This is a genomic window from Nitrospirillum guanabarense, from assembly GCF_034653355.1.
Classification (GTDB): domain Bacteria; phylum Pseudomonadota; class Alphaproteobacteria; order Azospirillales; family Azospirillaceae; genus Nitrospirillum.
Map to the genome: position 1 here is coordinate 1,875,832 of NZ_JAYEER010000003.1, position 24,953 is coordinate 1,900,784.

Sequence of the window (24,953 nt, forward strand, 5' to 3'; positions counted from 1 at the left end):
AGGCTTGGCACGCAGTTCTTATCAACTCCCGTCTCCGGAAACAACCGCCTGGGACAAAAGGTCTGGATTTCGAGCGTTGACGTACAACATTGAGAAATCCTGTATAGGACTCCCAACGCCATAAGGCGAAGCCGTCCGGACGGGTAGGCGCCCAGAGGCGCCACCGTCCCAAGGAATCCCAAGGGATCGACCAAGAGAGGCAAGATGAAGATCGCTTACGCCCAGAACGCCCTGCCGCAATCCGGCATCCTGGCCATCACGGTGTCGCAGGGCCGCGGCCTGGGCAGCCTGGGCGCCGAGTTGGACCAGAAGACCGGTGGCGCGCTGGCCCGCGCCATGGAAGCCGGCCGCTACACCGGCAAGGCGGATGAGACGCTGACCCTTCTGGCGCCCGGCGGCACCGACCACACGCGCATCCTGCTGGTGGGCATCGGCGCCGCGGAGAAGGTGACGGATCTGTCGGCCCAGTCCCTGGGCGGCACCGTGGCGGCCAGCCTGGCCCGCGCCGGCAACTCCGACGCCACCCTGGTGCTGGACGGCCACGACGGCCTGGTGCTGTCGCCGGCCACCTTCGCCGCCAATGTCGGCTATGGCGCCCGCCTGCGCTCCTACCGTTTCGACAAGTACCGCACCAAGGAGCCGAAGGACCAGAAGCCCACGCTGAAGAAGCTGACCCTGGCCACGGCCGAGCACACCGCCGCCAAGAAGGCCTACGGCAAGCTGGAGAAGATCGCCGATGGCGTCTTCCTGACCCGCGACGTCGTGTCCGAGCCGCCGAACGTCATCTACCCCGAAACCCTGGCCGAGCGCTGCCAGGCCCTGACCGAACTGGGCGTGAAGGTCGAGGTGCTGGACGAAAAGCAGATGAAGAAGCTGGGCATGGGCGCGCTGCTGGGCGTGGGCCAGGGGTCGGCCAAGCCGCCGCGCCTGATCATCATGCGCTGGGACGGCGGTGAGAAGGGGGCCGCCCCCTGGCTTTCGTGGGCAAGGGCGTCACCTTCGACACCGGCGGCATCTCCATCAAGCCCGCCGCCGGCATGGAAGACATGAAGTGGGACATGGCGGGCTCCGGCGCCGTCATCGGCCTGATGGCCGCCCTGGCCGGCCGCAAGGCCAAGGCCAACGTCGTCGGCGTGGTGGCCCTGGTGGAGAACATGCCCGACGGCAACGCCCAGCGCCCAGGCGACGTGGTCACCAGCATGTCCGGCCAGACGATCGAGGTGCTGAACACCGACGCGGAGGGCCGCCTGATCCTGGCCGACGCCCTGTGGTACACCCAGGCGACGTTCAAGCCGCGCTTCATGGTCGATCTGGCGACGTTGACCGGCGCCATCATCGTCTCGCTGGGCAACGAGCACGCCGGCCTGTTCTCCAACAACGACGAACTGTCGCAGCGCCTGACCGACGCCGGCCTGAAGACGGGCGAAACCCTGTGGCGCCTGCCGCTGGGCGCCGCCTACGACAAGGACATCGACTGCGACGTCGCCGACATGAAGAACATCGGCAGCCCGGGCAAGGCCGGCAGCATCATCGGTGCCGTGTTCCTGCAGCGCTTCGTCAACGACGTGCCGTGGGCCCACCTGGACATCGCCGGCACCGCCTGGACCAGGAAGGACGGCGCCACCGTGCCCAAGGGCGCCTCCGGCTATGGCGTCCGCCTGCTGGACCGGCTGGTGGCCGATTATTACGAAGGCTGACAAAAGCCTTTGCGGTCAGGGTAAGATCAGGGGCGGCTCCCAGGGGCCGCCCCTTTTCCTTGCCGCGCGGATCGTTCCCATGACCGAGGTCAACTTCTACCACCTGCAGCGCAGCAGCCTGGAGCAGACCCTGCCCGACCTGCTGGAACGGTCGCTGAAGCGCGGCTGGCGGGCGGTGGTGCTGTCGACGGTGGAGGAGCGGTCGGAGCAGCTGGCCCAGCACCTGTGGACCTGGCGGCCGGACAGCTTCCTGCCCCACGGCACGGCCAAGGACGGCCACGCCGCCGACCAGCCCATCTGGCTGACGGCGGTGGATGAGCGCCCCAACGACGCCCAGGTGCTGTTCCTGACCGACGGGGCCACCAGCGCCCGCATGGCCGACTACACCCGCGTCTGCGACATCTTCGACGGCATCGATCCCGACGCCGTGGCCGCCGCCCGCCAGCGATGGAAGGCCGCCAAGGACGCCGGGCTGGACCTCACCTACTGGCAGCAGACGGACAAGGGCTGGGAGAAGAAGGCCTGACGCTGCCGCAACACCACGGCAAAGCACCCACCATCCGCCATCGCCCCGGATTTCCCGTCCGTGATTTTTTGTAACGGATCCGCCGCCATGGTTTGCGCCATCGTCGGCAGCCCCCACCATCGTCCCATGGGACCGATATGGAGGCTGGCATGGGGATGACGCGTCTCACGATCAGGACATTGGCGTGCGTGGCGCTGCTGGCGCTGAGCCCCGCGGCGCGGGCGGCACCGCCGGCCGTCGCGGTCGCGGCCGGCCCGGACCAGCGGCCGCACTTCGTCACCGCCACGGGACAGCCCTTCATCCCCAGGGGGTCAACTGGGTCGCCGTGTCGCCCGGTACCCCCACCACGCAAAAGAACATCAGCTTCAACCCGGACTATTACCCGGCGCGCAGGGCCGCCATCCATGCCAGCCTGCGGGCGATGGCCAAGGACGGCTACACCTTCGTCCGCATCCGCCTGGATGCCGACGCCATCGCCGGCAAACCGGGAACCTACACGCTGGACGCGGCCTACATGGGCAACGTGGTGGATTTCGTCCGTGCGGCGGCGGACAGCGGCCTCTATGTGGAACTGACCGGGCAGTGGCTGCCCGCCAACTATTACATGCTGGTGTCGCGCGACGGCTTTCCCGATCCGGACCGCAAGAACACCTCGGGCATTAACCAACTGCTGTTGAGCCGGGGCTTGGCCTACGCCTACGGCCGCTACATCGCCGACGTCCTGGCCGGCATAAAGGCCGCCGATCCCCGATTGCTGTCCGCCATCTTCTGCGTCGATGTGTGGAATGAACTCGGCTTCGAATCCAAGGACCTGCCTTTTTCCCGGGAGGCAGGCCGCTTCACGGCGGAGGATGGCAGCGTCGTCGACCTGGCCGATCCCGCCAGCCGCCAAGCCCTGGCGGACAGGGCCACCACGCGCTGGATCGACGGCGTCATCAGCCAGGCCAAACAGGTGGCGCCCGGCATGCTGTTTACCGCCAGCATCTTCCCGCCCCTGGATGTCTATCGCGGCGGCTATGTCGGCGTGTACCAGCGCGACGCCAAATGGGGCGACCCGCGCCAGCCCTTCCGCCTGTCCGCCATCGCGGCGTCAAAGGTGGACTTCCTGGAAATCCACCTCTATCCCCACACCAATGGCGGCACGCTGGACGCGCAGATGGCGTCCCTGGAATATCCGGCGGCCGCGATGCGCAAGCCCGTCGTGCTGGCGGAAACCGGCGCGTTCAAGAGCGAGATCGCGGACATCGGCCAGGTGGCCGGCACGCTGCGCGGGGTTTTGCGTCAGGCCTGCTCACTGGGCCTGGCCGGCTGGGCGTACTGGACCTGGGACACCGATAACCAGACGGAGCTGTGGAACCTGCAAGAGGCTGGCGGCTATCTGGAGCAACGCTTGTCGCCGCGATCCTTCGACTGGTGTGGCGGCTGACACCGCCCCTCGTCCCCTGTGCATATGCAGCATGGATCGTTCCCCCGCCCCTGGAAAGGCGGCGGGCGGCCCTTATCTAAGGCCGATGAACAGCCTATCCATCGCGCGCATCCTGCTGGTCGAGGACGATCCGGCGATGCGCACCCTGATCCTCCGCGTGCTTAAGGAAAACGGCTTCGAAGCCACCGGCGTGCGCGACGGCCGGGAGATGGCGGACGCGCTGGGCCAAGGCAGCTTCGACCTGGTGCTGCTGGACGTCATGCTGCCGGGGCAGAGCGGGCTGGACATCTGCCGGGAGCTGCGGCGCGCCAGCCAGGTGCCCATCATCATGGTCAGCGCCCATGGCGAGGAGATCGACATGGTGCTGGGCCTGGAGATGGGCGCCGACGACTATGTGCCCAAACCCTTCCGCGCCAAGGAACTGCTGGCCCGTATCCGCGCCCTGCTGCGCCGTGCCGGTAATGGGGGCGACGCGAGCCCCATCGGATCGGTGCCCCAGGACGTCATGGTCTTCGCCGGCTGGCGCCTGGACCGCCGGCGGCGCGAACTGACGGATCCGGACGGTGTGGCGGTGGACCTGTCGGGGGCGGAGCACGACTTGCTGGTCAGCTTCCTGGAAAATCGGCAGCGGGTCATCGGCCGGGAGCGCCTGCTGGAGCTGTCCCGCGCCCGCCTGGGCGAGGTGAACGACCGCAGCGTCGACGTACTGGTCAGCCGTCTGCGCCGCAAGCTGGGCGACGAGAACCGGCTGATCCGCACCATACGCGGCGTCGGCTACATCTTCACCGCCGACGTGACCATCCTGTGACGCGGGGTCGTTTCCATCGCTGGGCTCATCTCTGGCCGCGCAGCCTCATTGGCCGCCTGGGCATGGTGCTGTTCGGGGCCGTGCTGCTGGCCGTCATCGGCAACGCCATCGTGCTGGGCCAGGCGGAGCAGCACTATGGCGACGAGACCCAGACCTGGCATATCGCCGAACAGGTGGAGACGGCGGGCCATGTCCTGTCCGCCATCGATCCGGCGCGGCGGGACAGCGTCGCCTCCTCCCTCTCCTCCCCCTACCTGACCTTCACCTGGGTGGGCGCGTCCCAAGCGCGGGGGGAGCAAGGCGACAATCCGGCCAGCTGGCTGCTGCGCCGCGAGATGATCCAGCATCGGTTCGCCCTGGCCGGCATGGACTTGCGTCTGCGCACAGCCCCGGCGACGCCGGAGAAGGCCTTTGACGGCGACGTGCGTCTGACGGATGGCAGCAGCCTGCGCTTCGGCGTCACCGACCTGCCCTCCACCGTGCCGGTCATCTACGCCCAGCTGGGCTCCATCGCCTTGCTGTCCATTGGCGTGCTGCTGATGGCCCTGTTCCTGGTGCAGACCCTGGCCTCTCCCCTGAAGATGCTGGTCAAGGCGGCGGACGCGGTGGGCAACGGCCCACCGGTCTTCATCCCCACGCGGGGCCCGCAGGAGATCCGGCATGTGGCCCAGGCCTTCAACGCCATGCAGCGGCGCATCGACCGCCTGATCACCAGCCGGACGGAAGCCCTGGCCGCCGTCTCCCATGACCTGCGCACACCCATCGGCCGCCTGCGCCTGCGCGCCGGCTTCCTGCCCAGCGCCGAGGACCGCGCCGCCTTCGACAGCGACTTGGATGAGATGGAGGGCATGGTCAACGATCTGCTGGACTATCTGGGCGGCGAGGAGGATCCGGAAAAGCCGCGCCGCACAGACCTGCCGGCCCTGCTGTCCACCCTGGTGGACAACGCCACCGACGCCGGCCATGTCGCCAGCTATGAGGGGCCGGATCGCCTGCCCCTGACCCTGCGGCCGCTGGGCATGCGCCGGGCGTTTTCCAACATCATCAACAACGCCATCGCGTATGGCGGAGCGGCCCGGGTCTCGGTGCGCGACACGGAAAAAAACGCCGTCGTCACCATCAGCGACGACGGCCCGGGCATCCCCGAGGCCCAGGCCGAGGCGGTGTTCGAACCCTTTCACCGGCTGGAGGAATCCCGCAACCGGGGCACCGGCGGCACCGGCTTGGGCCTGACCATCGCCCGCCAGGCGGTAACGCGGGAGGGCGGCACTATCGTCCTGCGGAACCGACCGGAGGGCGGGCTTTCGGTCATCATTACGATTCCGAAACGGGATGATCCGGCGCAAAAGATCGGCAGACACACTTTGTCATAATCGAAACGTATCCGGGAAAAACTCAGGCCTTAAGTCTTGATGGCCCCCAACGGGGACGGTGGTTCCAGGCGCCCTTCGCCCCCCACCGTCCGGCCAGGGATCATCGACTTGAACGCGAGGGTCTTCCCATCATGGACAGCATCATCGACGGCGTGTCGCACTTCCGATCTGTTGTCTTCCCCGAACAGCGGTCGCTGTACCGCAAGCTGGCCCACCACGGGCAGCAGCCCAAGGCGCTGGTGATTTCCTGCGCCGACAGCCGCGTTGTGCCGGAGATCATCACCCAGAGCGGCCCGGGCGAGATGTTCGTCTGCCGCAACGCCGGCAACATCGTCCCGCCCTTCAGCCAGGTGAACGGCGGCGTCTCCTCCGCCATCGAATACGCGGTGGTGGGCCTGGGCGTGAACGACATCGTCGTCTGCGGCCATTCCGACTGCGGCGCCATGAAGGCCCTGCTGAAGCCCGAGGCGCTGAAGGACATGCCCAACGTGGCCGCCTGGCTGCGCCACGCCGAAAGCGCCCGCCATGTGCTGCGCGAGGCCTACAGCCTGCTGCCGGAGGCGGAGGCCGCCCGCGTGCTGGCCATGGAGAATGTGGTGGCGCAGCTGAACCACCTGCGCAGCCATCCCTCCGTCGCCGCCAAGCTCGCCGCCGGACAGCTGAACCTGCACGGCTGGTTCTTCGACCTGGAGAACGGTCACATCCTGGCCCTGGACGGCGAGACGGGGACGTTCCTGCCCGTGGGCGACAAGAACCAGACCTTGCAGGTGGCCGTGCGCGGCATGCGCCGGGCCGTGACGCCCCTTGGGGCCGATCCCTGCTGCGCCCAGCACGCCCATCACGTCACCGCGGCCGAGTAAGGGAGCGTGATGATGCAGCGTTTTTTTCCCGCCACGCTGGCGCGGGACCTCCCCGCGTCCATCGTGGTCTTCCTGGTGGCCATGCCGCTGTGCATGGGCATCGCCATCGCCTCCGGCGCGCCACCTGAAAAGGGGCTGATCACCGGCATCATCGGCGGCATCGTCGTCGGCCTGCTGGCGGGGTCGCCCCTGCAGGTCAGCGGCCCCGCCGCCGGCCTGGCGGTCATCGTCTTCGAACTGATCCGCGACGCCGGCATCGGCGCCCTGGGTCCCGTGCTGATCATGGCCGGCCTGATCCAGACGGCCGCCGGCATGCTGAAGCTGGGGCAATGGTTCCGCGCCATCTCCCCCGCCGTGGTGCACGGCATGCTGGCCGGCATCGGCGTGCTGATCGTGGCGGGTCAGCTGCACGTCATGCTGGACGCCAAGCCCCAGGCGGGCGGCCTGGCCAACATCCTGGCCGCCCCCGCCGCCTATTTCGGCCTGTTCCCCTTCAACGGCGACGCGGCCGAGGCGGCGCTGGGCATCGGCCTGCTGACCATCACGACGATGCTGGTGTGGGAATGGGTGCGGCCCCAGCGCCTGCGCCTGGTGCCGGGCGCCCTGGTGGGCGTGGTGGCCGCCACTCTGGCCGCCACCCTGCTGAACCTGCCCGTGGCCAAGGTGGCCGTGCCGGAAAGCCTGTGGGGCAGCATCCAGATGCCCGACCTGGCCAATGGCTTCGGTCTGTTCGAACCCAGGCTGATCATCATGGCGGTGGCCATCGCCTTCATCGCCAGCGCCGAAACCCTGCTGTCGGCGGCGGCGGTGGACCGCATGCATGACGGCGTGCGCACCAACTACAACCGGGAACTGACCGCCCAGGGCGTGGGCAACATGCTCTGCGGCCTGGCCGGCGCCCTGCCCATGACCGGCGTCATCGTGCGCAGTTCCGCCAACGTGCAGGCCGGCGGCGCCACCCGCGCCTCCACCATCCTGCACGGCGTGTGGATCCTGGGTGCCGTCGCCCTGCTGCCCTGGCTGCTGCGGGCCATCCCCATGTCGGCCCTGGCCGGCGTGCTGGTGGTCACGGGGTATCGCCTGGTCAGCGTGGCCCATGCCCGCCACCTGTTCGAACGCTATGGCGCCCTGCCGGCCGCCATCTGGGCCGCCACCTTGATCACCGTGGTCGCCACCGACCTGCTGACCGGCGTGCTGGTGGGCCTGGGTCTCAGCCTCATTGAGTTGCTGCCCCAGGTGCGCCGCCTGCGCCTGCTGGTCGTCACCCGCGAGAAGGGGGCGGGCGAGTGGGAAGTGGTGCTGTCCGGCTCCGCCAGCCTCGTGCAGCTGCCGCGCCTGGCCCAGGCGCTGGAGAGCCTGCCACCCGCCGGGCGGGTCACCCTGCGCCTGCGGTCCCTCTGGTTCATGGACCACACCTGCGCCGAGCTGATCAGCGGCTGGATGGAACGGCGGCGTGCCCAGGGCGAGCGGGTGGTCATCGATGACGGCGACGTCGCCCGCCACCAGGAATTCGCCGCCAAGCTTCAGGTCAGCCACGGCTGATCCCCAACCCGGCATCATTCATCAAGGAGGAAACCATGCGCTTCACCAAGACCCTGGCCCTGATCCCCGTGCTGGCCGCCTTGGCCATTCCCCTGGGCGCCGCCCAGGCGTCCGGCACGGCCGCGGCAGGCACCCAGGTGCCCGCCATCACCATCACCGCCGCGCAGACCGATGCCGCGCGCCGCGTCTGCCGCGACACGCTGGGCCTGGCCCCGGCCAACGTGGACTTCGCGGCCTGTGTCGACAGCCTGAAGACCCAGGCCGCCGCCGCCCAGCAGCCGGTCCCGGAAGCCCGCGCCTGCGCCGAGATGGGCCACACCCCCGGCGGCACCGACCACCGCCACTGCGTCGCCCACTTGGCGTCCGCGGTCAGCCACGCCCAGACGCCGCTGAACTGAGCGGCATCCGCGTCATCCCTTCATCTCAACCTTGAAATCGGGCGGCGTCCTTGACTGCCCGGGTGCGGCTCCCATCCACCCGGTCCCTACCCCAGCGTCCGCCCGTGCCCATCCCTCTTCCTCGGGGGATGGGCTTTTTTCTTGGGGAAGACAAGGGGGGCGGGCCTGCGCGCTCCACCGGATCGTCGGCTTTGCGGTTCGCCGCGTTCATGCTATCAAGCCGGCATAACATGGATATTTCCCACATCTTTGTCCGCGTAATTGCCGACCGTGCCGCCCCATGCATCCCTATCTGCGCTCCTTCCGACCCACCCAGCCGGGCCTGCCGGCGCCGGGCCGTATCCGCATCTTTGTCGGCGCCCTGCTGGGCATCCTGCTGACCACGCTGATCAGCCGCTGGTGGCTGGGCGGCAGCGCCGCTGGCCTGCCCTATCTGGTGGCGCCCATCGGCGCTTCCAGCGTGCTGGTGTTCGCCGCTCCCGCCACGCCGCTGGCCCAACCCTGGGCGGTGTTCGGCGGCAACGTTGTGTCAGGCATGGCGGGCGTGCTGTGCGCCAGGCTGATCCCCGACCCGGTGCTGGCCGGTGCTTGCGCCGTGGCCCTGGCCATCCTGGGCATGTCCTACCTGCGCTGCCTGCACCCGCCGGGCGGCGCCGTGGCGCTGACCGCCGTGCTGGGCGGCCCGGCCATCCAGGCGGCGGGCGTTGGCTTCGTCGCCGCCCCCGTGGCGGTGAACACGGCGATCCTCATCGCCATGGGCCTGGCCTTCAACAACCTGACCCGGCACCGTTATCCCCACGTGGCGCCTGCCCAGCCACACGTCGCCCGCAACACCGCCGGCTACACCATCGAAGACCTGGACCAGGTGCTGGCCCATTACGGCGAGCAGTTGGACGTGGACCGCGACGACCTGGACGCCGTTTTCCGCCAGGTGGAGGCGCGCGCCTACCAGCGCCGCCACGGTGACATCCGCTGTGGCGACATCCGATCCCGCGTACCTGCGGCCGTCGGGCCGGAGGATACTGTGGCGACCGTGCGCGGCCTGATGGCGGACTACCATATGCGCGGCGTGCCGGTGACGGACGAGACCGGGCGCCTGCTGGGCGTCATTCCACCCCAGCCCGCCACCGTCCCCGGCCGCCACGGCATCCGCCGACTGGTGCGGCCGGCGGTGACGGCCCTGGGCACCACGCCCGTGGTCAACATCCTGCCCGCCATGACCGCCGGCGCGCATGAGGCCATGGTGGTGGACGAAACCGGCCGCCTGGTGGGCATGATCACCACCGCCGACCTGCTGTCGGCGCTCTACGGCAATGAGCCGGTGGCGCTGGTCGGATAACCCCTACCGCTGCGCCTTTTCCCGCAGGTCGCGCCATTTGTCGACGTTGCGGTTGTGCTCGGCCAGGGATGTTGCGAAGGCGTGGCCGCCGCTGCCGTCGGCGACGAAGTAGAGGTCGGCGCTGGCCAAGGGATTGGCCACGGCGCGCAGGGCCTCGCGGCCCGGATTGGCGATGGGGCCGGGCGGCAAGCCGGCCACGACATAGGTGTTGTAGGGCGACTCCACCGCCAGATCGGCGTGGGTCAGCGTGCGGCCCAGGGGACCGGCGCCATTGGTCAGGATATAGATGACGGTGGGGTCCGACTGCAGGCGCATGCCCAGCTTTAGGCGATTGTAAAAGACGGCGGCGATATGCGGCCGCTCCGCCGGCACGCCCGTTTCCTTTTCCACCAGCGAGGCCATGGTCACCATCTCCTCCGGCGACTTCAGGGCCACACCCGGCGCGCGGGCCTCCCAGATCTCGTCCACCGCCTTGCGCATCGCGGCCCGCATGCGCTCCACCATCTGCGCACGGCCGTAGTTCAGCCCGAAGAAATAGGTTTCGGGCAACAGGCTGCCTTCCGCCGGCTTTTCCGTGATGGTGCCGGACAGGGCGGGCTCCGCCTCGATCAGCGCGACGATCTGGGCGGAGGTCAGGCCTTCGGGTATGGTCAGGCGATGCACCACGGTCTTGCCGCTGCGCAGCAGGGCGACCACGTCCTTCAGCGAGACATGGGCCGGAAAGGCGTATTCACCGGGCTTCGGCACCTGGCTGCCCACGCCCAGCACGCTGCTGACGCGCACGGCCGCGACGAAGTCGATGTCGCCGCGCACGACGCCGGCCTCCGCCAGTGTTTGCCCCATGGTCTGCAAGCCGCCGCGCGAGGACACAACGACGACGCGATCCTGCGTCAGTGGGCCGGGATCGACATAGCGGTGATAGCCCACCCAGGCCAGCGCGGCCGACACCAGAACGACCAGGGCCGCCGCCTGCAGGAGACGGCGGCCCAGGGAAGACGCAAGTCGGGATTTGGGTCCCGGGACCGGAACCTTGTCGGTCACGAGCCGGTGTATTCCTTGACGATCAGCGAGGCGTTGGTGCCGCCGAACCCGAAGGAGTTCGACAGGGCGGCCCGCACACGGCGCTTCTTGGACTTGTGCGGCACCAGGTCGACACCGGCGCACTCGTCGGACGGGTTGTCCAGGTTCAGCGTGGGCGGCACTTGCTGGTCACGGATGGCGAGCACCGAGAAGATGGCCTCGATGGCGCCCGCCGCCCCCAGCAGGTGGCCGGTGGCCGACTTGGTGGAAGACATGGAGGCGGTGTTCAGCGCCTCGCCGAACAGACGCTTCACGGCGCCCAGCTCGATCAGGTCGCCCAGGGGGGTGGAGGTGCCGTGGGCGTTGACGTAGTCGATGTCGGCCGGGGTCATGCCGGCGCGCTTCAGCGCCATGGCCATGGAGCGGTAGCCGCCGTTGCCGTCATCCGCCGGGGCGGTGATGTGGTGGGCGTCGCCCGACAGGCCATAGCCCACGACCTCGGCGTAAATCTTGGCGCCGCGGGCCTTGGCGTGCTCCAGCTCCTCCAGGACGACGACGCCAGCGCCCTCGCCCATCACGAAGCCGTCACGGTCCTTATCATAGGGGCGCGAGGCCCTCTCCGGCGTCTCGTTGAAGCCGGTGGACAGCGCGCGGGCGGCGGCGAAGCCGGCCACACCCAGGCGGTTGATCGCCGCCTCGGCGCCGCCGGCGACCATCACGTCGCAGTCGTCCCACATGATCAAGCGGGCGGCGTCGCCGATGGCATGCGCACCGGTGGAGCAGGCGGTGACGGCCGAATGGTTCGGGCCCTTGAAGCCATGGATGATCGACACGTGGCCGGAGACCAGGTTGATCAGGGCCGACGGAATAAAGAAGGGGGAAATGCGGCGCGGGCCCTTTTCGGCCAGCAGCAACGATGTTTCATAAATGGAGGACAAGCCGCCGATGCCGGAACCGATCATGACGCCGGTGCGCTCACGATCCTCTTCCGACTGCGGCTCCCAACCGCTGTCCTTCACCGCCTCGGCCGCCGCGGCGACGCCGTAGATGATGAAGTCGTCCATCTTCTTCTGGTCCTTGGGCGGGACCGAAAGATCGGGGTTGAAGGTGCCGTTGGTGCCGTCGCCCCGGGGAACCATGCCGCCGATCTTGGCCGGCAGGTCGGACACGTCGAAGGTGTCGATGGCGCGGATACCCGACTTGCCGTCGAGCAGCCGTTTCCACGAGTGCTCAACGCCCGTTCCCAGAGGGGTAACCAACCCGAGACCGGTGATGACGACGCGACGCATGGGTCAGACCTGTACCTAGTTCCAGAAGAAGTAAGGGCCTGGAATCGGACTCGAGGGTTTCCGAAGATCCGGTGTTCGCCTAGGCCCCGCAAAAACCAGCAAGGGCTTTTCCGGTTCCAGGCGCCACGCCAGCGCGGTATCGGCGGCGCGGCGCCTGAATTCCGGGAAAGTAGGGGATCAGCCCTGCTTGCTGGAAATGAAGTCGATGGCGTCCTTCACGGTCAGGATCTTCTCCGCCGCATCGTCCGGGATCTCGATCCCGAACTCTTCCTCGAAGGCCATGACGAGTTCAACGGTGTCGAGGCTGTCGGCACCCAGATCGTCGATGAAGCTGGCGGTGTCGGTGACCTTGCCCTCTTCCACACCCAGGTGCTCGACGACGATCTTCTTCACCCGTTCGGCGATGTCGCTCATTTCCTATACCTTCCCGAATTTCAAAGTTGGGGTTGTTTGACTGACTTGTTCTGATCGGCGTGGGCACGTCCGGCAGGACGAATTCGAGCGCCCATCCTTTGGAAAAGTGCCGTCAGATACCACAGCTAGGCGCATCTTGCCTAGCGCCCGCAGGCACTGGGACACCTTGTTAAGGCTGGGCCCCGCCGATACTTAGGGGCATCCCGCGAAAGGACAAGCCCCCAAGCCCCACGGGAACCCGATCAGATCATGGCCATGCCGCCGTTGACGTGCAGCGTCTGGCCGGTGACGTAGCCGGCCTCGGTGGAGGCCAGGTAGAGCACGGCGGACGCGATTTCATCCGGCGTGCCCAGGCGACCGGCCGGCACGCCGGCGGTCAGCTTTTCCTTCTGCGCGTCGGGCAGCACATCGGTCATCGCGGTGGCGATGAAGCCGGGCGCCACGCAGTTGGCGGTGATGTTGCGCGAGGCGACCTCGGCGGCCAGGGCCTTGGTCATGCCGATCATGCCGGCCTTGCTGGCCGCATAGTTGACCTGGCCGGGGTTGCCGGTGACACCGACGATGGAGGTGATGCCGATGATGCGGCCCCAGCGGCGCTTCATCATGCCCTTCACCAGCGCGCGTGACAGGCGGAAGGCTGCGGTCAGGTTCACGTCGATGACCGACGCCCAGTCCTCATCCTTCATGCGCAGGATCAGGCCGTCGCGGGTCAGGCCGGCGTTGTTCACCAGGATGTCCACTTGGCCCAGCTTGGCCTCCGCGTCCTTGGCCAGGGCCTCAACGGCCTCCGGATCGGACAGGTTGGCGGACACGACCACGGCGCGGTCGCCCAGCTCGGCGGCCAGGGCCTCCAGGGCCTCGACCTTGGTGCCGGACAGGGCCACGGTGGCGCCGGCCTGGTGCAGGGTGCGAGCGATGGCGGCGCCGATGCCGCCCGAGGCGCCGGTGACGAGCGCGGTCTTGCCGGTCAAATCGAACATGGGATGGTCCCTATCGTTCTCTCAGGAGGGGTTCAGGCTCAGGCCTTGAGGAAGGCGTCGATGTCGGCGGGCAGGCCCAGCGACACGGCCGTCATGTCCTTGTCGATGCGCTTGGCCATGCCGGCCAGCACCTTGCCGGCACCCAGCTCCACCAATTGCTCCACGCCCTGTTCCTTCATGAACAGCACGCTTTCGCGCCAGCGGACGGAGCCGGTGACCTGCTCCACCAGCAGGCGGCGGATCTCGGCGGGGTCGGTGACGGTGCTGGCGATGACGTTGGCCACCAGCGGCACGCGCGGCGCCTGGATGGCGGTGCCGGCCAGGGCCTCGGCCATGGCGTCGGCCGCCGGCTGCATCAGCGGGCAATGGAAGGGGGCGGACACCGGCAGCAGCACGGCGCGCTTGAACCCGCGCTCGGCCGCGATGGCGATGGCGCGCTCCACGGCCGTCTTGTGGCCGCTGATGACCACCTGGCCGGGGGCGTTGTCGTTGGCGGCGGTGCAGACCTCGCCCTGGGCGGCGTCCTGGGCGATCGCGCGGGCGGCCTCGAAATCGGCGCCGATGATGGCGGCCATGGCGCCCACGCCCACCGGCACGGCGCGCTGCATGCTCTGCCCGCGCAGCTTCAGCAGGCGGGCGGTGTCGGCCAGGGTCAGGGCCCCGGCGGCGCATAGGGCGGAGTATTCACCCAGCGAGTGGCCGGCGACGAAGCGGGCGGCCTTGGCCAGGTCCAGCCCGCCGTCCTTTTCCAGCACCCGGGCCACGGCCACGGACACGGCCATCAGGGCCGGCTGGGCGTTCTCGGTCAGGGTCAGCTCGTCCAGTGGGCCCTCGAACATCAGGGCGGACAGCTTCTGCTTCAGCGCCTCGTCCACCTCGCCGAACACGTCGCGGGCGGTGGCGAAGGCGTCGGCCAAGTCCCGGCCCATACCCACGGCCTGGCTGCCCTGGCCGGGAAACACGAAAGCGCGAATCATCTGCGAATACCCTGGAAGCTCAATTCCGGTGCGATGCCCCGTACCCCATACACGGCCCACGACGGAAAACCCCGCCGCAGCCTGACGTCGGCACCGCAAGTCGCGCCATGCATACCGCCTGCAATCAATCTGTCAATCATCATTGATGGAAGGGGCCATCGGTTGACGTGGGCTGCGCCTGTGTTTTCAGGCTTTCAGGCGGCGGGCCCCGCGCTGTCAGGCGGCAGTCCAGGGGATGAAAGGCCGGCCGTGGCCTTCCGGCGTTTCGGGATTGAGAAAGGCCTCCAGCGCCTCGGGCGCCACCTCGGCCTCCGCCGCGACGCGACGCGCCAATTCCACGGCGGCGTTGCGCATGCGCCCCGGCGGACGGTCCAGCCAATAGCTGGTGGGGTTCAGCACCGTGCGCGGGTCCACCGGCACCACCCGGCCGCTGCGCAGCTTGGACCGCACCAGCGGCGGCCGGGCCAGCGCGATGCCCAGGCCGCAGACACAGGCGTCCAGCACCAGGTTGTAATCCTCGAACCGCCGGTCCTGTGGGCGCGGCTTGTAATCCAGGCCATGGGCGGCGAACCAGGTGCGCCAGCCCGACGCGTCGGAGTTGTGGATCAGGGGGAAGGCCAGCAGGCGTTCCGGATCCCCCTCCCCGATCTCGGCCACCAGGCCGGGCGCCGCCAGGGGATAGCACCATTCCTCGAACAGTTTCAGCGACACGCGGCCGGGCATGGCGCCCCAGCCACAGCGGATGGCCAAATCCATGCCTTCATCCGCCAAATCCAGCGCGCGATGGTCCACCGATAGCAAGATCCGGAGTGCCCCGCCGGGGTCCGACTCCCTACCCTCCAGGTCTGCGAGCCGGGGCATGAGCCACAGCCCGCAGATCGAGGGCAGCGAAGTCAGCCGCACCACGGCCGTCCCTCGGGGTTCCGTCCAGCGGTTGGAGGTGTCGGCGATCAGGGCGAAGGCCTCACTGGTGCGCTGGAACAGCCGCTGGCCGTCCGGCGTCACCACCACGCCGCGCGCCTGGCGGTGGAACAGGCGCAGGCCCAGCCACTGCTCAAGCTTGGCGATCTGCCGGCTGACGGCGCCGTGGGTGACGTTCAGGGATTCCGCCGCGGCGGAAAAGCTGCCCGTGCGGGCCGCCGCCTCGAAAGCGCGCAGCGCGTCCAGGGGCGGCAAAGGGTGCGAGCTGTGATCCATACTCACAGTTGGCTGCCGATTTCATCGATTGTCAATCAGTTGCGCCCCAGGCGTACTGGTGCCCCTGTCGCTCTCCTGTCCGGGATTTGTCCGATGTCCGCCACGCCACTCGCCCCCACCTGTGACTCCGCCGCGATCGTCAGCGTCACCCCAGCCAGGGGGAACCGGCTGGACGGCGGCACCCTGGCCATCGTGGTCGTCACCATCGTCATCTGGGCCTCGGCCTTCGCCGCCATCCGCGCCGGCCTGAAGGCTTTCGGCCCGCTGGAACTGGGCGCGGCGCGATTCTCCATCGCGGCGGTGCCGGCGGCCCTCTACCTGCTCGTCAGCCGGCCGGCCCTGCCGCGCCTGGATGAGGTGTGGCGCTTCGCCACCGGCGGCCTGCTGTTCGTGGCGCTGTACACGGCGCTGCTGAACATGGGGGAGCGCACCGTGTCCTCCGGCGCGGCCGCCTTCATCATCAACATCAACCCCATCATCACCGCCGTGTTCGCGTCCTTCCTGCTGGGGGAGCAATTCGGCCGCTGGGGGTGGATCGGCACCGCCGTGTCCTTCAGCGGCATCGGCCTGATCGCCCTTAATGAGGCGGTGGGCAGCGGCACCGGCCTGCAGCTGGGCTGGGGCGCCCTGCTGGTGCTGGGGGCCGCCCTATGCAACTCCATCACCACCGTGGTGCAGAAGCCACTGTTCGCCCGGCACAAGCCGCTGACCGTGTCGGCCAACAACATGGTGATCGGCGCCCTGGCCCTGTCGCCCTGGCTGCCCGGCGCCTACGCCCAGGCCCAGACCGCCCCCCTGCCTGGCCTGATGGCCGCCCTGTACCTGGGCGTCATGCCCAGCCTGGTCGCCTACGCCACCTGGACCATCGTGCTGTCGCGCATGCCCGCCGCCCGCGCCAGCAACTTCCTGTACTGCGCGCCGCCCTTGGCCATGCTGCTGGGCTATGTCTGGCTGGGCGAGGTGCCGACCCTGCTGGGCGTCATCGGCGGCCTGATGGCGTTGGGCGGTGTCGCCATCGTCAACCTGAAGCGCTGAGACAGCGCGCCTGACCGCCGGCCCTGGGCCAGGCCATGGACTATGGCCTGTTGGGATATGCCCCTTTCCCGTGCAGGCGATCGTCTTAATTCACCCCCTGGGCCGTGCGGTGGTCCGGCTTGAACGCAGGGGAAGGGACGGTGCCTGACAGTTTCATCAGCGGCGGCGGTGCGGCCGGCCTGTCCATGGCTGACTGGATGGATGCCGAGATTCCCGAGGGCCGCCTGCTGATCGGCCCCACGCGCGCCATTCCCGCCGGCATGCGGCGTCATGCCTTGGGCGGGGCCGCCAGCGGCCCCATCTGGCGGGACGCCCGCGTCATCCGGTATTTGCACGGCCTGGACGCAATCGGCCGCCTGCGCCTGCGCCGGGTGGTGCAGGGCGTGGATTTTCGCGTCAGCGACACGCAGCTCATCGACCAGGCGATGCGCGACCTGGCCATGGGCAGCCTCAGCGCCTTCCTCATCCCCCGCGCCATCGCCCCGCTTTCGCCCCCACCCGTGGATCTGCCCCGGCATGGCCAGGGGGACGAGGATCCGCCGGGCCAGCCGGCGCAATGGTCGGTGACCGACCGCGTGGTCGCCACCCTGCGCCGCTGCGTGCCCCTGCTGCCGCGCGAGATGCAGCAGGCGGCCAAAAGCCTGTTCACCCGCGAGACACTGTATTGGCTGGCCGGCTTCCTGGTGGTGTGGGCCGGCGGCCACCTGGCGGGCTATGGCGAGGCCATCGACGTCATCCTGCTGGGCGTGGGCTACGCCATGGTGGGTTGGTCGGTGTTCCAGGGCCTGAACGACCTGGGCCACGGCATCGCTCTGGCCACCACCGCCAAGACCCAGCACGATTTGGACGAAGCCGCCAAGCGCACCGCCGCCGGCCTCACCATCCTGACCATCAACGCCCTCATCGCCCTGATCGCCAAGGTGAAGCCTGCGTCGGGCGGCAAGCGCCCGGTGGTTGAGGAACCGCCACCCCCGCCAGCCGACCCGCCGTTGCCGCCGAAGAAGGTGGCGGAGGCAGTCAAAGCGGAACCGTCGCTCCCGCCTAAGCCCCCGAAGCTTGATATGAAAGCGCTGCGGGAGCGCTACGCCAAGGAAATTAATGACGTTAACACCTTCAAGCCTCAAGGGCTTAGCTTGAAGGAGGTAAATAAATACTTGGAAACGGCGAACGGACAAGGATTGTTAGACCAACTTCGGTCCGCCGACCCGAAGGCAGATATTGAGGAGATATTTCGCAGGGCTAGGGTTTTATTGCAGTCTGGCTCTGATTTGCCGACGGTGGAAAATGTGACCTCGCCTCTGTTGAAGATTGTGCCGCAGGGGGAAACGGTCACTCCCTATTCTCCGTTCTTTACGACGGCGGACGGTCTTAAAGAGGCGGCTGCCTCAGGCAAAGGTTTGTCCGAGTATTTCGGATTACCGCTGAAGAGCGACGCTGCCGTCTATGATATATATCAAATCTCGCCGAATGCAGGTGCGGTGCCCGTATGGGTAAATACGGTCGCTCCAACCAGTGAGTTGGGTGGCTTGGTCCAGCGGGCGGGTGGCGCCACGCAGTATTTGGTGCCAAATAGAGGTTTATGGAGCGATCCTGTTCACATAGGTTCTATTGGGAATTAGGGGAAATAGATGAACCAGGCACTTATTCAGCAGTACGCGGTGTCGTTAGAGGACCTTTTGCGTCGCTATGCCTCCGCCGATGCGGAGGCGGCGCGTTTGCTCAGTGCTTTGGCACCCTATCTGGACGATGCGAAGGCGGGAAGGATTCTGACACCGCTCGAACATATACCTGGGGACTATTATTTCGATGAAGGTACTCTACGGAAATATCGCGACCTCGAGCATGCTTATTCCAAATTCCAAATAGAGGTCACGGGCGGCGAACCGCCGGCATTGATCGCCTTCAGGAATAGGGTAAACGCCCAGAAGAATTAGATTTTTCTGATAAGGATCTGTTCGGATTCAATCATCCGCGCCCACCGGCATCATCGGAAAAACTGAAACATGGGTCCTTCCGCCTTCGGCAGCAAATGAAGCGATTGCCAAATCCGCTGGAGACGTTGGCAAACTCGAGCAGTTACTGGGCTTGGACCCAGGATATCTTGGCAGTTCTCTGGTTCGAGTGGACATTCCGGCATCTCACATGGCCAGGAGGCCTACCTGAAGCTGTTATAGATCCCGTGACGCCGATTATCCCCTGACAGTCGCCCCCTCTGGTGAGGTCATCAGGCGGCGGGTTTGAGGTTGGCTTCAGGCGCCACCTTTGGCGGCTTGGGAAATTCCGTTTCGGCGGGGCCGGCGCGACGGTAGAATGCGTCCGTCCCGCCTACCCTGCCGCCCGCCCCCGGCCATGCCCCTTCCCAGGCCCCGGATCATCCTGGCCGCCCTGATCCTGATGGGTGCCGGCGTTGCGGTGGCCGGCCTGATGCCGCCCCGCCCGGTGCCCCATTCGGCCCCTTTGCCCAACGACGTCTACATCTGGCAACGCGCCTGGACGTCCGCGCTGGGCCGGGCCATGGACCAGGCGGCACCCGATGTGGCCACCTGGCGCGTGCTGGCGGCGGAGGTGTCGGCGGACGGCCATGCCGCCCCGGCGCTGCTGAACGACGGACGGCTGGAGTTCCTGCGGGCGCACCTGGCCGGACGGCCCGTCATCCTGGTGGTGCGCATCGACGGCCGCTTGGGCGAGACCGATCCCGCCGCCTTGGTGGCGACGGCCCTGGCCCCACTGCAGCGCTGGCGCCAGGCCGGAGTTGCCGTGGCGGGGCTGGAGATCGACCATGACTGCCCCACCGCCCGCCTGTCCTCCTACGCCCGGTTCCTGAAGGACCTTCGCGCGCGGCTGGGCGGCGCACACTTGTCCATCACCGCCCTGCCCGCCTGGCTGCCGGCCCCGGCACTGGCGGACGTGGTGGCGGTGCCAGATGAGGTGCTGCTGCAGGTCCATGCCGTGGCCGCCCCCACCGACGGCCTGTTCAATCCGGCGCAGGCCGGCCGCTGGGTCGCGGCCTACGGCCAGCGCTTCACGACACCCTTCCGCGTGGCCCTGCCCGATTATGGCGCGCGGGTCAGCTGGAACGCCGACGACAGCCTGGCGACGGTGGAGGGGGAAACGCCCCTGCTGGCCGGCGGCGCGCATGCCGCGGAGCTGATGGCCCGGCCCGCCGACGTGGCGGCCTTCCTGAACGATCTGCGCGTCAAGGCGCCGCCCAACCTCAAAGGCATCGCCTGGTTCCGACTGCCCACCGCCGAGGATCGCCGTGCCTGGTCCCTGGCCACTTGGGCGGCGGTGGCGCGGGGGCAGACGCCCATCGGTCATATCTTCGCGGTGGCGGAGCCCACGGCGACGCCCGGCCTGTCATCCCTGGTGCTGATCAATGACGGTGCCGCCGATGCCGAGTTGCCCGACGGCCTGGACCTGCCGGCTGGCTGTCCCCTGGGTGACGGCGCTAGCGGCTATGCCCGCGATCCCCTGGCCCCCCAACCCCGCCTGGTGCGCCTGTCCCCCGGCCTGCTGCCGCCCGGGGAGCGCCGGGCGGTGGGCTGGCTGCGCTGCCCCGAGTCCCCTCACCGCCGGTGATCCATGTCCGCCCCTAGCCATCGCGTCCTTACCCTGTCCGTCCTGTTGCTGACCGGTGCCGCCGGCATCGCCATCGCCTGCGGGCCGGACTTCCCCTGGCAGTTGCTGGACCGGCGAGAGGTGACCCTGGCCCAGACGCCGGCCAACCCCTTCGCCTGGGAAGCGGCGCATCTGGTGGCCGCGCCCACCGACACGATGAAGGCGGTGGAGAACCGCTGGGCGACCGATGACACGCGCACCAAGCTGCGCACCGATGCCGAAACGACTGGCCTGAGCCCAGAAGCGGCCAACCTGATCAGCGCGATGCGCGCGGCCGGCGACGGCGACAAGGCCTACGCCCTGGGGGAGAAGCTACCGGCCACGGCCCGGCTCTACACCGCCGCCGCCGTGGATTATAAGGCCGGCCGGCTGGACCAGGCCGCCGCCCGCCTCCGGGCGGTGCTGGACCTGCCGGCGGCGGAAGCGTCGCCCCGCGCCGTCTGGGCGGCCTATATGCTGGGCCGCGTGGCCATGCGGCGTGACCAGGCGGACGCGGCGGCGGACGCCTTCGCCAAGACGCGCGCCTTGGCCCAGGCCGGCGCCCCCGACCCGCTGGGCCTGGGCGTGGCCAGCCTGGGCGAGGAGGCGCGCGTGCGCCTGGCGCAGGCGGGGCTCTCCCTGGTGACGACAACGGAAACGGACGATGGCACGGTGGCAGGCAGCCTGCCGGCCACCCTGCGGCTGGAGGCGACCGAACCGCTGGACGTGGCGGCTCTGTCCCAGGCCATCGGCCTCTACGCCCAGCAGGCAGCGCATGATTCCTATAATGGCGTGTCCTCCCTCAACATCATCGCCCTACACCTGCTGGAGCATGCCGAGCCCTTGAAGGCCGCCATCACCGACCCACTGGTGCAGCGCCTGCTGGCCACGCATGTGCTGGCGTTCGAGGAGGATCTGCCGCGCCAGGCCAAGGCGTGGGACGCCAGCCGGCATGATTCCGGCGAGACGTACAAGGCCCCACCAACTCCGCATCTGGCGGCGCTGACCACCGCCTTGACGGAGGCCCACATCGGGGACGCCGGCGAGCCGGCGCCGGCCGCCGACCAGTTGGCGGCCCTGGCCTACCGCAAGGGCGACTATGAACTGGCCGGCCGCCTGGCGGCGATGAAGCCGGGACCGCTGGCCAGCTGGGTCCAGGCCAAGCTGGCCCTGCAGAAAGGCGACCTGGCGCAGGCGGCCAAGCTCTACGCCCAGGCGTCCGCCGCCTTCCCCGCCACCGGCGACGGCCCCCAGGGGAGCGCCATATCGGCGGCCGAGCGCAGCCGTCTTGCCGGTGAAGGCGGCACCGTGGCCCTGGCGCGGGGGGAGTACGTGGCGGCGCTGGACCAGCTGATGCCCATGGCCGACACCTATTGGGGCGACGTGGCGCACATCGCGGAGCGCGTGCTGACCGTCGATGAGCTGAAGGCCTATGTCGACGCCAAGGTGCCGGCCAGCGTCGTCACCAACTGGACGCTGAAGGTCGATAACAGGCAGTGGCCCAACACCCTGCTGGACACCATGGGCGTGGGCTACAAGTACGACGAGGCCGCTGATCGGCTGCGCTACCAGGGTGCGCCCCTGGCGTTGCGCAGCCTGCTGGCCCGCCGGCTGATGCGGGCGGGACGGGGCAAGGAGGCGCTGGCCTACTATCACAACCCGGATGTGGCCAAGGACGCGCGGGCCTATGTCAACGCGCGGGATGACGCCGGCGGCGCCTGGTGGGCCAGCAGCCGCGCCCGCGCCTGGTTCCAGATGGCGCAGTTGGCCCGATCCCGAGGCATGGAGATCATGGGGACGGAGGGCGCGCCGGACGAGGCCGCCTTGCAAGGCGCTTATGACGTCGGCATCGGCCAGGCCACGCTGCCGCCCGCCGGCGCCGCCTTCATCACCGATGGGGAACGCAAGCGCTTCGCCGACAGCGCGCCGCAGCCCGATCAACGGTTCCACTATCGCTTCATGGCGACCGACGCGGCCGAGCATGCGGCGGACCAGTTGCCCCATACCAGCCAAGCCTATGCCGCCACGCTGTGCTGGGCGGTGAACTATGCCAAGGATCAGATGATCGGGACCTGGACGGACGATCCCGCCACCATCCAGGACCCCTATTGGCGCTCCGTCGTCGGCCGCATCATCGAGCGCGACAAGCAAGCGCAGGGACGTGTGGCCGCCCTTTATCAGCGTTACCTCAAGACCGGCCCCTACCAGCCCTGGGCCGCCCATTTCGGCCATGCCTGCCCGGCGCCGGACTTCGACGCCGCCGCCAGGGAATGGTGGCGGGCGCCCGCCCGGCAGGCGCATCGCTGGATCCACCAGAACCAGCGCAAGGCGCTGGCCGGCGGGGTGGCGGTCCTGGCCGTGCTGGTGGCCGGGACCGCGCTGCTGCTGGTCCGCCGCCGGCGTGCCCCTAGCTGAGGAAGTAGTCCAGCTCCGTGCCCTTGTCGCCACTGAGGTGGGCGTCCTGCCACTGATCGGTGGTGGCGAGGAAGCCACCCTGTGGCGTGCTGGGGGCCGGCTGTCCCTTCAGCAGGGCGTCCCGCTCCCGCTCTTCCAGGATGGCGCGCTGGCGGTAGTGCTCATAGACGTCAAGGACATGGACGGCGTAGGCCTGGGCCAGGGGCTGATTGCCTTGGATGATCAGCAGGTTGTCGTCGTTGGCGTAGGAGGCCTTGTAGCCCAGGTTGTGGCTGCCAGTGATGACGACGCAGTCGGGGGAGAAGGGGTCGATCACCACGATCTTGTCATGGATGATGGCCGCGCCGGCGGTCAGCAGCTCGGGCTGCAGATCGCCCGTGGGCGTGTCGATGGCGGCGGCGCGCACCACCAGCACCCGCGGCGCGTCCTTGGGCGCGTAGACGGAAGGCTTGGGGATCTTGGCGCCCTGGGCGTCCGTGTCGTCACCCGTGTCATCGACGCCGTTGGCGTCCCCCTCGATGGGCAGGGCCTGCGGGCTGCTGACGGCGCCCATGACCATCAGGTCGGGCCGCTGCTTGCCCAGGTCCACCGCCGCCTCGATGATGCTCTGCTTGCCTTCGACGGAGGGGTAGAAGGTCAGGAAATAGATGGCGTGCCGCGCCTGGTCCATCAGTTGGAACACGTCGGCCAGGTCCGGTGGGGTGGCCGCGGTCTTGGTGGTGGCCAGGGTGGTGGGCGCGCACCAGACGCGGGGGTTGCTGTCCGCATCCGGATAGGCGTGGCCGTCCGCCCGGCGCAAAGGCTTTTGCTGGACGTTGTGGTTCGGGGCGCCCGTATCCGCCTGCACGGGGAAGGACGCCGTGTCCATCTTCAGGCGGTTCCAATAGTCCAGATAGGCCTGCGCCAGGGTGGCGTCCTGGGTGATGATGGTGTTGTTGGACTGGGTGCACAGGCCCGTGGGCGTCCAGTTGGTGCTGCCGGTCAGCAGGGCCAGCGGCCGGTCGCCGACGTCCGTGCGTACCAGGAACTTGTTATGGCCGATGTGGGCGCTGTTGTTGAACAGCCGGTCTATGACCTCGCCCGCTGTGCCGTGCAGGGCCTGGCGGGCCGCCTGGTTGGTGCGGTCCCAGACGGGGTTGGTCTTGGTCGCCTCCCCCGCCGTGGACAGGATCAGGTGCAGGCGATCACCCAGGCCGGTCAGGCCGGCTACCAGCTCCGGGTCCGACAGCTCGTAAAGGGCGGCGTAGACCTTGTCGCCCGGCCCCACCTGGCCCAGGAAATCGGTCAGGGTGGGCAGCACGTCGCCGGTCAGGAAGGCGCGGATGGCGTTGCCCGGCTGTTTCACCTGGTCCAGCACATAGCCCTTGCTGGGCGCCTGGCCGGCAGGGGTGTGCAATTGCTGGCGCAGGTTCTGCGTCGACAGGATGCCGTTGGTGAAGACAGCGGTGAAAGCGCCATAGGTCCAGGTGACGGTGATGGGATTGGTCATCACCGCGTCGCCGCAGATGAACAGCGGCCGCGGCGTACCGGTGTAGGCGCCGGGTTGCGCGCTGCTGAACGTCTCCGTCCGCTTGATCCAGCCGGCCACCGGTTCACGGCCTGGGGCCTCGAAGCCGACGGGGATGATCTCGTAATGGCAGGTGAAAGGCCGGCGCACCGACAGGCTGTCCCGACTGCGCCTCAGGGTCAGGTCGCGCCAGGAGAATTTCTGGATGGGCCAGACGCCGCTGTCCTGCTGCTGCCAATCGGGATTGGACTGGTCCTTGAACGCGACCCAGGTGGGCAGCAGCCGACGCTCCCCATCCTCATGCACACGCGTGATCATGAAGCCCAGCAGGCCGTCGATGCGGGCCGTGGGGCTACCCATGGGACGCCACGCCAGATAGGCCACCTCGTTGTTGCACCAGGCGCGCGCGGGAACCTGAGACATGGGCGACCTCCATCACGACGAGAGGGGTGATGATGCGCCCAGGATGTGACACGGCTGCGACCATAGCGTGCATATCTGTGGGCATACTTCCTTGGGCGGAGCCGGCATCGCCCAACCCCGCGGCGTCATC

At 68.4% G+C, this 24,953-nt stretch carries 20 protein-coding genes and 1 pseudogene; 14 read left to right on the plus strand and 7 right to left on the minus strand.

Annotation, left to right across the window (positions count from 1 at the left end; genetic code table 11):
* The first annotated feature begins 204 nt into the window (after positions 1–204).
* From UAA55_RS17580 to UAA55_RS17620, 9 genes and pseudogenes are all read left to right on the plus strand, one after another.
* Positions 205–1,697 (plus strand): annotated as a pseudogene (locus UAA55_RS17580) (leucyl aminopeptidase).
* Positions 1,698–1,776: 79 nt separating this feature from the next.
* Positions 1,777–2,223, plus strand: coding sequence for a DNA polymerase III subunit chi (locus tag UAA55_RS17585; protein WP_322954328.1), 447 nt, complete (start codon positions 1,777–1,779; stop codon positions 2,221–2,223).
* A 325-nt stretch (positions 2,224–2,548) separates the two neighbouring features.
* Positions 2,549–3,649 (plus strand): glycoside hydrolase family protein, encoded by a 1,101-nt coding sequence (locus UAA55_RS17590; protein ID WP_322954330.1) that lies wholly within the window; start codon positions 2,549–2,551, stop codon positions 3,647–3,649.
* Between the two features lie 85 nt (positions 3,650–3,734).
* Entirely contained in the window at positions 3,735–4,457 is a 723-nt protein-coding gene (locus tag UAA55_RS17595; protein ID WP_322954331.1) for a response regulator transcription factor, read from the plus strand.
* The gene (locus UAA55_RS17600; protein WP_322954333.1) at positions 4,454–5,830 is read left to right on the plus strand and encodes an ATP-binding protein; all 1,377 of its coding nucleotides are present in this window, start codon (positions 4,454–4,456) and stop codon (positions 5,828–5,830) included. Before UAA55_RS17595 ends, UAA55_RS17600 begins: the two co-directional genes overlap by 4 nt.
* Positions 5,831–5,961: 131 nt before the next feature.
* Positions 5,962–6,690, plus strand: coding sequence for a carbonic anhydrase (locus tag UAA55_RS17605; protein ID WP_322954335.1), 729 nt, complete (start codon positions 5,962–5,964; stop codon positions 6,688–6,690).
* A 9-nt stretch (positions 6,691–6,699) separates the two neighbouring features.
* The gene (locus tag UAA55_RS17610; RefSeq protein WP_322954337.1) at positions 6,700–8,232 is read left to right on the plus strand and encodes a SulP family inorganic anion transporter; all 1,533 of its coding nucleotides are present in this window, start codon (positions 6,700–6,702) and stop codon (positions 8,230–8,232) included.
* A 35-nt stretch (positions 8,233–8,267) separates the two neighbouring features.
* Positions 8,268–8,630, plus strand: a complete 363-nt coding sequence (locus UAA55_RS17615) for a hypothetical protein (RefSeq protein WP_322954339.1) — start codon at positions 8,268–8,270, stop codon at positions 8,628–8,630.
* A 280-nt stretch (positions 8,631–8,910) separates the two neighbouring features.
* Complete coding sequence (locus UAA55_RS17620) at positions 8,911–9,969, plus strand: HPP family protein (protein WP_322954340.1); 1,059 nt, start codon at positions 8,911–8,913, stop codon at positions 9,967–9,969.
* 3 nt (positions 9,970–9,972) lie between these two features.
* Here UAA55_RS17620 and mltG read toward each other — a convergent pair whose 3' ends face one another.
* The 6 genes from mltG to UAA55_RS17650 form a co-directional block, all read right to left on the minus strand.
* A complete protein-coding gene (gene mltG / locus UAA55_RS17625) occupies positions 9,973–11,010 on the minus strand; it encodes an endolytic transglycosylase MltG (RefSeq protein WP_322954342.1) in 1,038 nt (345 codons plus the stop codon).
* Positions 11,007–12,278 (minus strand): beta-ketoacyl-ACP synthase II, encoded by a 1,272-nt coding sequence (fabF, locus tag UAA55_RS17630; RefSeq protein ID WP_322954344.1) that lies wholly within the window; start codon positions 12,276–12,278, stop codon positions 11,007–11,009. Before fabF ends, mltG begins: the two co-directional genes overlap by 4 nt.
* 177 nt (positions 12,279–12,455) lie before the next feature.
* Complete coding sequence (locus UAA55_RS17635; protein ID WP_004272228.1) at positions 12,456–12,692, minus strand: acyl carrier protein; 237 nt, start codon at positions 12,690–12,692, stop codon at positions 12,456–12,458.
* A gap of 242 nt (positions 12,693–12,934) precedes the next feature.
* The gene (fabG, locus tag UAA55_RS17640) at positions 12,935–13,672 is read right to left on the minus strand and encodes a 3-oxoacyl-[acyl-carrier-protein] reductase (RefSeq protein WP_322954346.1); all 738 of its coding nucleotides are present in this window, start codon (positions 13,670–13,672) and stop codon (positions 12,935–12,937) included.
* Between the two features lie 38 nt (positions 13,673–13,710).
* Positions 13,711–14,649, minus strand: coding sequence for an ACP S-malonyltransferase (fabD, locus tag UAA55_RS17645; protein ID WP_145730643.1), 939 nt, complete (start codon positions 14,647–14,649; stop codon positions 13,711–13,713).
* A gap of 216 nt (positions 14,650–14,865) precedes the next feature.
* A complete protein-coding gene (locus tag UAA55_RS17650) occupies positions 14,866–15,846 on the minus strand; it encodes a LysR family transcriptional regulator (RefSeq protein ID WP_322954483.1) in 981 nt (326 codons plus the stop codon).
* Between the two features lie 93 nt (positions 15,847–15,939).
* Here UAA55_RS17650 and UAA55_RS17655 point away from each other — a divergent pair, with 93 nt between their 5' ends.
* From UAA55_RS17655 to UAA55_RS17675, 5 genes are all read left to right on the plus strand, one after another.
* On the plus strand, positions 15,940–16,881 hold the full coding sequence (locus tag UAA55_RS17655) for a DMT family transporter (protein ID WP_322954348.1): 942 nt from the start codon (positions 15,940–15,942) through the stop codon (positions 16,879–16,881).
* A gap of 197 nt (positions 16,882–17,078) precedes the next feature.
* On the plus strand, positions 17,079–18,500 hold the full coding sequence (locus tag UAA55_RS17660; protein WP_322954349.1) for a hypothetical protein: 1,422 nt from the start codon (positions 17,079–17,081) through the stop codon (positions 18,498–18,500).
* Between the two features lie 9 nt (positions 18,501–18,509).
* Complete coding sequence (locus UAA55_RS17665; protein WP_322954351.1) at positions 18,510–18,815, plus strand: hypothetical protein; 306 nt, start codon at positions 18,510–18,512, stop codon at positions 18,813–18,815.
* 415 nt (positions 18,816–19,230) lie between these two features.
* Positions 19,231–20,460, plus strand: a complete 1,230-nt coding sequence (locus tag UAA55_RS17670) for a DUF3142 domain-containing protein (RefSeq protein ID WP_322954352.1) — start codon at positions 19,231–19,233, stop codon at positions 20,458–20,460.
* Positions 20,461–20,463: 3 nt separating this feature from the next.
* Positions 20,464–22,893, plus strand: a complete 2,430-nt coding sequence (locus UAA55_RS17675; protein ID WP_322954354.1) for a hypothetical protein — start codon at positions 20,464–20,466, stop codon at positions 22,891–22,893.
* Here the strand turns inward: UAA55_RS17675 and UAA55_RS17680 are convergent.
* Positions 22,886–24,823, minus strand: a complete 1,938-nt coding sequence (locus UAA55_RS17680; RefSeq protein ID WP_322954355.1) for a phospholipase D-like domain-containing protein — start codon at positions 24,821–24,823, stop codon at positions 22,886–22,888. The two genes, UAA55_RS17675 and UAA55_RS17680, sit on opposite strands and share 8 nt — an antisense overlap.
* Positions 24,824–24,953 lie beyond the last annotated feature (130 nt).